The 9,984-nt window shown below is 75.5% G+C and carries 5 protein-coding genes; all 5 read right to left on the bottom strand.

Translation table 11 applies throughout. The annotated features are described in order from the left end of the window. Positions 1-36 precede the first annotated feature (36 nt). Positions 37-5,394: a condensation domain-containing protein gene (locus tag QC282_RS31705; protein ID WP_336621098.1), complete on the bottom strand. Its 5,358-nt coding sequence runs from the start codon at positions 5,392-5,394 to the stop codon at positions 37-39. 6 nt (positions 5,395-5,400) lie between these two features. Next, the gene (locus QC282_RS31700) at positions 5,401-7,227 is read right to left on the bottom strand and encodes a non-ribosomal peptide synthetase (RefSeq protein ID WP_279553049.1); all 1,827 of its coding nucleotides are present in this window, start codon (positions 7,225-7,227) and stop codon (positions 5,401-5,403) included. Between the two features lie 8 nt (positions 7,228-7,235). Then, the gene (locus QC282_RS31695; protein WP_279553048.1) at positions 7,236-8,288 is read right to left on the bottom strand and encodes a TauD/TfdA family dioxygenase; all 1,053 of its coding nucleotides are present in this window, start codon (positions 8,286-8,288) and stop codon (positions 7,236-7,238) included. 63 nt (positions 8,289-8,351) lie between these two features. Continuing rightward, the gene (locus tag QC282_RS31690) at positions 8,352-9,161 is read right to left on the bottom strand and encodes a thioesterase II family protein (RefSeq protein ID WP_279553047.1); all 810 of its coding nucleotides are present in this window, start codon (positions 9,159-9,161) and stop codon (positions 8,352-8,354) included. After that, positions 9,158-9,984: non-ribosomal peptide synthetase (locus QC282_RS31685; RefSeq protein ID WP_279553046.1), on the bottom strand; the 827-nt coding region annotated here is incomplete at its 5' end. The genes QC282_RS31685 and QC282_RS31690, both read right to left, overlap by 4 nt.

Below are 9,984 nucleotides of genomic sequence, written 5' to 3'. Positions count from 1 at the left end.
GGGCTGGGGTCCGGTCCGCCGGTCCGGACGGCGGGGTTACGGCCGGCTGACCCGGGTCCCCCCGCGCGTGCGGCGGCGCAGTGGCGGGGGCGTGGGCGGTACCGGTCCGGGCGCGGAGCGGCCGGCCTCGGCCGCCAGGTGGGCCGCGAGCTTCGCCGGTGTCGGGTGGCGGAACACCTCCCGGAGGGTCACTTCGCGGCCCAGTTCCGTGCGGACCCGGTTGACGAGGCGGACGGCCAGCAGGGAGTGCCCGCCCGCCTTGAAGAAGTTGTCGCCCGGGCCCATGGCACGCCCGTCGAGCACCTCCGCGAACAGTCGCAGCACGCCCGTCAGCAGGGTCTCCCCCGGCCCGGCCGGTGCCTCGGCGGCGTCGTCCGGCGCCGCGTCCGTCACGGTGATCACGGCCGGCACGGTGTACTCCGGAAGCCGTTCGGCCGCCCAGGCCTGGAGTTCGGCCTCCGTGACGGCCGGGCCCGTCACCCGCGCGGTGACCCGGTCGGCCTCGACGCGGACGTCCGCCCCGGACACCGCCGGGTGGTCGCCCAGCACGGCGGCCACGTGCCGCACGTCGATCCGGTAGCCGTTGGCGAGGGGCCGTTCGCCGCGCCGGTCGGCCGGGGCGGGCAGGTCCGTGACCCGGGCCCCGGGGTCGGCGGCGAACAGGTCCAGCGCCGTCGTCAGCAGTCCCGTCAGCCGCGCCGCCCCGGACGGCCCGTACAGGTCCGTGGCGTACTCCAGGACGCCGGCGAGGGAGCCGTCCGGCTGTTCCGACAGCGCGAACGTCAGGTCCGACTTGGCGGTCCGCGAACCGTGCGGCAGCTCGGTGCCGGCCAGTGGACCGGCCGGCCCGGTGTCCGTGCCGGAGAGCGTGTCGAGGCGGAGCATGACCTGCACCAGCGGGTGGTGCGCGGAGGAGCGGTGCGGGTTGAGGTGTTCCACCAGCAGGTCGAAGGGCAGGTCCTGGTGGTCGTAGGCGGCCAGGCCGGCGTCGCGGACCCGCTCCAGCAGCGTCCCGAAGTCGGGGTCGGCCGAGGTGTCGGTGCGCAGTACCAGGGTGTTGACGAAGAAGCCGACGAGTCCGTTCAGCGCGTCGTCGCCGCGTCCCGCCACGCTCGTGCCGATGGCCAGGTCGGTGCCCGCGCCGAGCCGGGTCAGGCACGCGGCCAGGGCGGCCTGCACGGCCATGAACAGGGTGGCGCCGCGGGCGCGTGCCGTGCGCGCGAGTGCCCGGTGGGTCGCGGCGGGCACCGTGAACCCGGTCAGCGCCCCGTGACCGGAGGGCAGTGCGGGGCGGGGCCGGTCCGTCGGCAGGTCGGTCAGCGGCGGAAGGCCCGCCAGAGCGTCCTTCCAGAACGTCAGGTCCCGGTCGGCTCCCCCGTCCGCCAGCAGTCCGCGCTGCCACAGGGTGTAGTCGGCGTACTGGAGCGGCAGCGCCGGTCCGTCCGGTGCCCGGCCGGCCACGCGTGCCGCGTAGGCCGCGGAGAGGTCGGCCAGCAGCGGTCCGGTGGACCAGCCGTCGGCGGCGATGTGGTGCAGGAGCAGCACCAGGGTCTGGGGACCCTCGCCCTGCGGGTGGAACAGCCAGGCCCGCAGCGGGATGTCCCGGGCCAGGTCGAAGACGTGCGCGGCGGCGGCGTCCACGGCTGCCGCCACGTCCGCGGGCCGGCCCAGTTCCAGATGGGGGCGCGCGTGCTCCAGCACCCGCTGGTACGGCTCGCCCCCTTCGACGCCGTACACCGTGCGCAGCACCTCGTGTCGCTCGGCGACGTCGGCGAGCGCGTCGGCCAGTGTCATTGGGTCCAGCGGCCGGTCCAACTGCCGTACCAGGGCGATGTTGTAGGTGGCGGACGGTCCCTGCAGCTGGTCGACGAACCACAGCCGGCGCTGCGCGTACGACAGCGGCAGCCGGTCGGGGCGCCGGGCCGGGGGCACCGCCGTGGGTGCGGGCCGGGCCACCGCGTCGCCGCCGGTCTCGGCCAGCCGCCGGTGCAGGGCGGCCGGTGTGGGGGCGAGGAACAGGTCGCGGATGCCGGTCTGGACGCCGAGCACCGCCCGGACGCGGTTCGCCAGTTTCCCGGCGAGCAGGGAGTGCCCGCCGGACTTGAAGAAGTTGCTGTGGGCGGTGAACTCCTCGCCCCGGCCGAGGGCTTCCGCGAACAGGGCGGTGAGGATCTCCACCCGCGGGGCGGTGCCGGTGCCGGTGGGCGTGCTGTCGGTCCGCCGGTCGGTGGCGGCCTGCGTGAGCGCCGTGCGCCGGGCGGCGAAGTCCCGCTCCTCGTCGGCCGTGACCAGCGCCAGCTCCGACAGCCGGGCCTCGGCGTTTTTGTCGGCGGCGAAGGCCCGCAGCGACCGTGTGAACACCTCCAGCAGGGTCTCGGCCGTCCGCGCGTCGAACAGGTCGCGCGCGTACTGGAGGTGGAGGTCCACTCCGGCGGGCCCGCCGTCCGGTGTGCGCCGCACGGCGCAGTGGAAGGAGAGGTCGAACTTGGCGGCGCCCAGGTCGGTGCTCGTGGCCTCGGCGGTGAGGGCGCCGAGCCCGGCCCGTTCGCGGGCCGTCTCCCGCACGGTCAGCATCACCTGGAACAAGGGGTGTTCGCCCAGCGCCCGGTCCGGTTCCGCGAGCTTCTCCACCAGCAGGTCGAAGGGCAGGTCCTGGTGGTCGAAGGCGGCCAGGTCGGCGTCCCGGACCCGGTCGACCAGTTCGCCCACCGCCGGGTCCCCGGACAGGTCGGCCCGCAGGACCAGGGAGTTGACGAAGCAGCCGACGAGGTCGTGCAGGTCCTGGTGGGAGCGGCCCGCCGCCGGTGTGCCGACCGCGAGGTCGGTGCCGGCGCCGACGGCCCGCAGCGCGGCGGCCAGTGCCGCGCGGGCCACCATGAACAGGCTGGCCCGCCGTTCCCGCGCCAGCGCCGTGAGCGCCCGGTGGGTGTCGGCGTCCAGGGTCGCGGTGACCGTCGCGCCGCGCCCCGTCGGTTCGAGCGGCCGGGGCCGGTCGTACGGGAGGTCCGTGCGCGCGGGCAGTCCGTCCAGGGCCTGCCGCCAGAAGGCGAGCAGCCGTTCGCGGGCCGGGCCGTCGAGCAGTTCCCGCTGCCACAGGGCGAAGTCGGCGTACTGCACGGGCAGTGCCCGCCACTGCGGTGCCCGGCCGGCGAGCCGGGCCTCGTACGCCTCGCCCAGGTCGCGCAGCAGCGGTGCCAGGGACCAGCCGTCGGTGGCGATGTGGTGGACCAGCAGCACCAGTACGGCCGTGCCGTCGTCCGGCAGGAACACCCGTGCCCGCAAGGGCCCTTCGGTCGTGAGGTCCAGTTGCTCACGGCCGAACGCCGCCACCCGCGTGCCGGTCTCGGCGGCCGGGCACTCCTCCCACTCGGGCAGTCCGCCGGGGCACGGGGCCGCGGGCAGCACCCGCTGGTACGGCTCGCCCTCCTCGGCGCCGTACACCGTGCGCAGCACTTCGTGCCGTTCCCGGACGTCTGCCAGGGCGGCGGCCAGCGCGCGTCGGTCGGGCACGCCGTCCAGGCGGAGCACGAGCGGCGCGTTGTAGCGGGCGGAGGTGCCCTCGATGCGGCCGAGCAGCCACAGGGCGCGCTGGGCCGCCGACAGCGGGAGCGGGCTGGGGCGTTCGGCGGCCGGTACGGCGCTCAGGGCGGGCCGGCCGGCCGGGTCCGGGCCCTGGGCGGTCTCGGCCAGCCGCCGGTGCAGTGCGGCGGGTGTGGGCGCGAGGAACAGGTCGCGGATGCCGAGCTGGACGCCGAGCGCGCCGCGGACGCGGTTGACGAGCTTGCCGGCGAGCAGCGAGTGGCCGCCGCTGCGGAAGAAGTTGGCGTCGGCGGTGACGGAATCCCGGCCCAGGACCTCGGCGAACAGTCCGCAGAGGATCTCCTCGCGCGGGGTGAGGACGTCCGCCCGTACGGGCGCGGGCCGGTCCTTGTCCGGGGTCACGGCCTGCGCGGCGCGTTCGCTCCGCGCGGCCAGGGCGCGCCGCTCCCCGGCGGTCAGCGTCCCCAGCCCGGACACGTGGCGCAGGGGTTCGGCCGCGAAGGCGGCGAGGGTCCTCAGGAGGGCGCCGAGCAGGAGACGGGCGGTGTCCTCGTCGAAGAGGTCCTCGGCGTAGGTCAGGGCCACGGTGACGCCGTCGGGGCGGCCGTCGGCGGTGTGCCGCTCGGCGCAGTACCAGGTCAGGTCGAACTTGGCGGCGTCGAGCCCGGTGTCGGCCGTGCGGCCGGTGATGCCGTCGGCCAGCCGGACCGTGGTGGCGTCGGCGTCGTCCGCCGCGACGGTCAGCATCACCTGGAAGAACGGGTGGTGTCCCAGGGCCCGTTCGGGTGCCAGCCGCTCCACCAGCACGTCGAACGGCAGCTCCTGGTGCTCGTAGGCGGCCAGGTCGGTGTCGCGGACCCGGTCCACGAGTCCGGCCACCGTCGGATCGCCGGACAGGTCGGTGCGCAGGGCGAGGGAGTTGACGAAGAACCCGACCAGTTCGTACAGGTCCTCCTCGGGGCGCCCCGCGACGGGCGTCCCGATCACCACGTCCTCGCCGGCGCCGGCCGCGGCCAGCGTCGCCGCCAGCGCGGCCCGGACCACCATCGTCAGGCTGGCCCGGCGACCGCGGGCCAGCGCCAGCAGCCCGCCGTGGGCCGCCGCGTCCAGCCGGCCGGTGACGGTGGCGCCGCGCCCGGACGGCTCCGCGGGGCGGGGCCGGTCCGCCGGCAGGGCGATCACGGGCGGCGCACCGGCCAACGCGTCCCGCCAGAAGGCGAGTTGCTCGGCGGCCAGGCTGTCCGGGTCGTCCGGGTCCCCGAGCATGTCGTGCTGCCACAGGGTGTAGTCGGTGTACTGCACGGGCAGCGGTTCCCAGTCCGGGGCCCGGCCCGCGCACCGGGCGTCGTACGCGGCCACCAGGTCGCGCAGCAGCGGGCGCACGGACCACCCGTCGGTGGCGACGTGGTGGATCAGCAGAACCAGAACCGAGGATCCCGAGGCTCCCGGAGCGCCGGGGGCGCCCGGGGCACCGGCACCGGCACCGGCACCGGCACCGGAGCGGAACAGCCGGGCGAGCAGCGGTGGCCGGGCGGAGATGTCGATCGCCTGCCGGACGAACGCGGCGACGGCGGCGTCGCGTTCGCCTGGCCCGTGGTCCTCGACGGTCAGGGGGTCGACGGCACCGGTCTCCCGGACGTGCTGGTACGGCTCCCCGTCGGCGTCTGCCGTCAGGACCGTCCGCAGCACCTCGTGCCGCTCCACCACGTCGGCCAGGGCGGCGCGGAGGGCGCCGGTGTCCGGGACGCCGTCCAGGTGGAGCACGACGGGGGCGTTGTAGGCGGCGGAGGGCCCGTGCAGGCGGCCCAGGAACCACAGCCGGCGCTGGGCGAACGACAGCGGGATCACGGTCATCGTCCTTTACGCGTCCTGGCCCGCCGCGGCGGCGACGAGCGTGTCGATGTGGACGGCCAGGTCGCGCAGCCTCGGGTTGGCGTAGACGGCCTTCACCGGGAGGGTGACGCCGAGTTCGGCGCGTACGCGCGACGCCAGCTTGATGGCGAGCAGGGAGTGGCCGCCCAGCTTGAAGAAGTTGTCGTCGGGGCCGATGCCGGTCTTGCCGAGCACGGTGGACCAGACCCCGGCGATCAGTGCCTGGGAGGGGGTCAGGGCGGGGCCGGCGGTCTCGGCGGGTGCTCCGGTCGCCGTCGGGGCGGGCAGCGCGGCCCTGTCGAGCTTGCCCTGGGTGGTGGTGGCGAAGCGGTCCACGGCCACGAAGGCGGCGGGCACCATGTACGCGGGCAGCCGGGCCGCCAGACGGGCGCGCAGGTCGGCCGCGTCGGCCGGTCCGGCCGCCGGGTCCTGCGGGCGGTGGTAGGCGACCAGGCCGGGGGCGCCGTTGACCTCGTCGCGCAGGACGACGACGGCTTCGGCGATGTCCGGCTGCGCCGTCAGCACGGCCTCGATCTCGGGCAGTTCGATGCGGTGCCCGCGCAGTTTGACCTGGCCGTCGGCGCGTCCGAGGTAGGCCAGCCGCCCGTCCGGCAGCAACCGGACGCGGTCGCCGGTGCGGTACATGCGGCCGCCGTCGCCCGCCGGGTCGGCCACGTACCGTTCGGCCGTCAGGACGGGGCGGCGCCGGTAGCCCCGGCCCACGCGCGGGCCCGCCAGGTACAGTTCGCCGCTGCCGCCGGCCGGGACCGGGTTGAGCGCGTCGTCCAGCACCCTGGTGCGCAGGCCCGGCAGCACCGACCCGATGTGCGGCTCGTCCGCGGCGTCGATCCAGCCCGCGGTGGCGTCCACGGTGCACTCGGTGGGCCCGTACAGGTTGACGGCACGCAGTACCCCGGCGGCGGCCTGCTCGCCGATGCGCCGCCACAGGGCGGGGCTGACGGCCTCGCCGCCGATCAGCAGCGTCAGGGGGCGGGGGCCGCCGTCGGCGGTGAGCAGGTCCAGCAGCGGTTCGGCGTGCGAGGGGGTGATGTCGAGGTCGGTGAGGCCCTGTTCGTCGACGAACCGGGCCAGCAGCACGGGGTCGGCGCGGGTGTCGTCGTCGACCATGACGAGGGTGTCGCCGCGGCACAGCCGTACCCACTGCTGCACGGAGGCGTCGAACGAGGGTGAGGCGTTCCAGCCGACCCGGCCGCGGCCCGGGGCGGCGATCCCTTCGGACTCCAGTTCGGCCAGCAGCGCGGAGGCGGCGGACCTGACGATTTCGACGCCCTTGGGGCGGCCGGTGGAGCCGGAGGTGTAGATGACGTACGCGAGGTTGCCGCCGCTGACGGGTACGGGCCGGTAGGCGGGGTCCTCGGTGTCCCCGGGGGCGAGGAGGTCGCCGACGGCGATGTGCGGGGTACCGGGCGCCTCGGAGGTGCCGCCGGCGGTGACGACCAGGTCGGCTCCGGAGTCCTCGACCAGGTAGCGGCGCCGGTCGGCGGGGAGCTTCGGGTCGACGGGCAGGTAGGCGGCGCCCGCGGTGAGGGTGCCGATGAGGGCGGCGATCAGGTCGGCGCCGCGCGGCAGGGCAAGCGCGACGACGCTCTCGGGGCCGATGCCGCGGGCGGCCAGCCGACCGGCGACGCGCATGGCCTCGGCGCGCAGTGCGGCGAAGGACAGCTCACGGTCGGCGGCGACCACGGCGGTGCGGTCGGCGGGCGCGAGGGCCAGGCGGTCCAGGAGGTCGGCGACGGGCGGGTGCGGGACGGTGTCGGGCGCGGTGCGGGTGCGCTCGGGGAGGACGGCGGTCATGGCGGTGGTCACTCTCCGGTGAAGACGGTGGTGGACGGCTGGGTGGTGGGGGCGCAGTCGGCCAGCGCCACCGGTTCGCCCATGGCGACGAGGATCTTCCGGTCGCCCTTGAACGCCTCGCGTCCGTGGGCGCACAGCAGGTTGTCGACGAGCATGAGGTCGCCCTCCTGCCAGGTCTCGCGCACGGTCACCCGGTCGTAGACGGCGTTGACGGCGTCGACCTCCTCGTCGGTGAGGCGGGTGCCGTCGCCGAGGTAGGTGTTGAACGGCAGGCCGTCCTCGCCGTAGGTGTCCACCAGCACCTCGCGGACGTCCGGGTCGAGGGTGCGGCTGTTCCAGAACGCGAAGTGGTTGAACCAGCAGCGCTCGCCCGTCACCGGGTGGGTGATGATGGCGGAGCGGCGCTGGCGGGTGACCAGGGAGTCGTCGTCGAGCCATTCGTAGCCGACGGTGTTCTCCGTGCAGTAGGCCTCGGCGACGGCCTTGTCCTCGGTGGCGAAGGTCCGGTACCAGGGCAGGCCGGCGAGCTCGGAGTAGTTGCGGACCAGCAGCCAGCCCGCCTTCTCGAAGCGGGCGACGAGTTCCTGCGGCAGCAGCCGCACTGCCTCGCGCATGTCGCCGACGGTGGTGGCGCCGCCCTCCTCGGGCGCGGTCACGCAGCCGAACAGCAGCACGCCGGGGAAGTCCAGGGTGTAGCTGTTCTCGTTGTGGAGCCGGATCGGCTGGACGGCGGGCAGGTCGGTGGAGGAGAACACGCCCTCGCCGAAGTCGGTGCGCGGGGTGGCCTTCTCCTTGTAGCCGGCGCGGCGGCTGATCAGGGCGTCGCGGGCGGCGGCGAAACTCGCGGCGTCGTCGACGGGCAGGCCGCGCAGCAGGACGGCGCCGGAGCGGTGCAGTTCGGCCTGTATGGCGTCGCGGTGGGCGGTCAGCCAGGCCACCGCCTCGTCGAGGCCGGCGGTGGCGGGGACGTGCACGATGACGGGCTTGCCGGGCTCGCGGACCGGCTGGACCGGGTCCGTGCCGAGGGCGGCCGGGGCGGGGGCGTCTGCGTGAAGGGTCATGAGGGTTCCTCGGGTGAGTGCGTCGTCGCGCGGGACGGGCGGGAAAGGGGACGGCGGGGTGGGTCAGGCGGCGGTGGCCGTGACGTGGCCGCCGAGCACCGTGGCCAGCACGGAGAAGAACTCCGGCAGCCGGTCCTGGTAGTAGAAGTGGCCGCCCGGCAGGACGTGGTGGGCGAAGCCGTGGTCGGTGACGGCGGCCCAGTGGCGCAGCGAGCCGGCCGGTGCCACCGGGTCGGCGTCCCCGCCGATCACGGTCACCGGGCAGGCCACGCGGGCCTCGTCCACCGGGCACTGGTACACGTCGTCGATGGCGAAGTCGGCGCGGATGGAGGGGATGACGATCTCCCGCAGCTCCGGGTCGTCGAGGATGCCGTCGTCGGTGCCGCCGCGCACCTTGATGGCGGCCACCAGTTCGTCGTCGTCCAGCCGCTCGGGGTGGACCACGGCGGGGTTGGCGAGGAACGGCGCCCGGCACGCGGAGGCGACCAGGGCCCGCGGGGTACGGCCGGCCGCCTGGAGCAGCCGGACCACCTCGAACGCGACGAGGGAGCCCATGCTGTGGCCCAGCACCACGAGGTCGTCGGTGACGCCGTCGGGCAGGCAGGCGGCGACCGGTCCGGCCAGGTCCGCGATGTCGCGGGGCAGGTCCTCGGCGTAGCGGGCGCCGCGCCCCGGGTACTGGCCGATCAGCAGCCGTACGTCGGCGGGGAGGTGCTCGCGCCACTCGGCGTAGCCGTGGGCGTTCCCTCCGGCGTGCGGCAGGACCAGGAGCGCGGTGCGCTGCGGGCCCTCGCCGGGCAGGTCCCACACCACGTCGTCGGGCGCGGGCCCCGCGTCGGGGGCGTACGTGTCGTGGTCGGTGGGGTCGGTCATGAGGATCTCCGTTCCTGGTCGGTGGTGCGGCGGCGCAGGGCGGGCCGGGCCCGCCGGGGCTTGGTGGTGCCGGCCGCCTGCCGGGCCTCGACGCACTGGGCGAGGGCGGCCGGCGTGGGGTGCTGGAAGACGTCGCGGAGGGTCAGGGTCACGCCGAGCGCGGCCCCGAGCCGGTGGGTGAGGCGGGCGGCGAGCAGGGAGTGCCCGCCGTGCTCGAAGAAGTCGTCGTCGATCGTCAGAGGGCCTGCCGCGCCCAGCGCCTCGGTGAACGCGTCGCGGACGGTGCGTTCGAGGGGAGTGCGCGGGGCCCGGCCGCCGGTGGACGCCGTGGTCCGCGGGGCGGGCAGCGCCCGCTTGTCGATCTTGCCGTTGGAGGTGAGCGGCAGCCGCTCCATCGGCACCACGAACGCCGGCACCATGTGGTCGGGCAGCCGTTCCCGCAACCAGCGCCGGATGTCCTGCGGTTCGGCACCCGAGGGGTCGGCGGCCACGGTGTAGGCGACGAGTCGGGGTGTGCCGTCGCCGTCGGGGTGGACAGCCAGCGCGGCCTGGGTGAGGTGGGGGTGGGTGGTCAGTACGGTCTCGATCTCGGTGGGTTCGATACGGAAGCCACGGATCTTGACCTGGCCGTCGGTGCGACCGGCGTAGTGGAGGTGGCCGTCACGGTCCCAGTGCGCGAGGTCACCGGTGCGGTACAGACGGCTGCCCGCGCCCCCGTACGGGTTGGGGACGAACCGGGTCGCGGTGGTGCCGGGCTGCGCCAGATAACCGTGGGCGAGGCCGTCGCCGGCGAGATAGACCTCGCCGATCACCCCGGCCGGGA

The sequence above is a fragment of the Streptomyces sp. DH24 genome, assembly GCF_029813775.1.
Taxonomy (GTDB): Bacteria; Actinomycetota; Actinomycetes; order Streptomycetales; family Streptomycetaceae; genus Streptomyces.
Note: the sequence above shows the minus strand (reverse complement) of the source record. Positions and strands in the feature narration are given on the sequence as shown.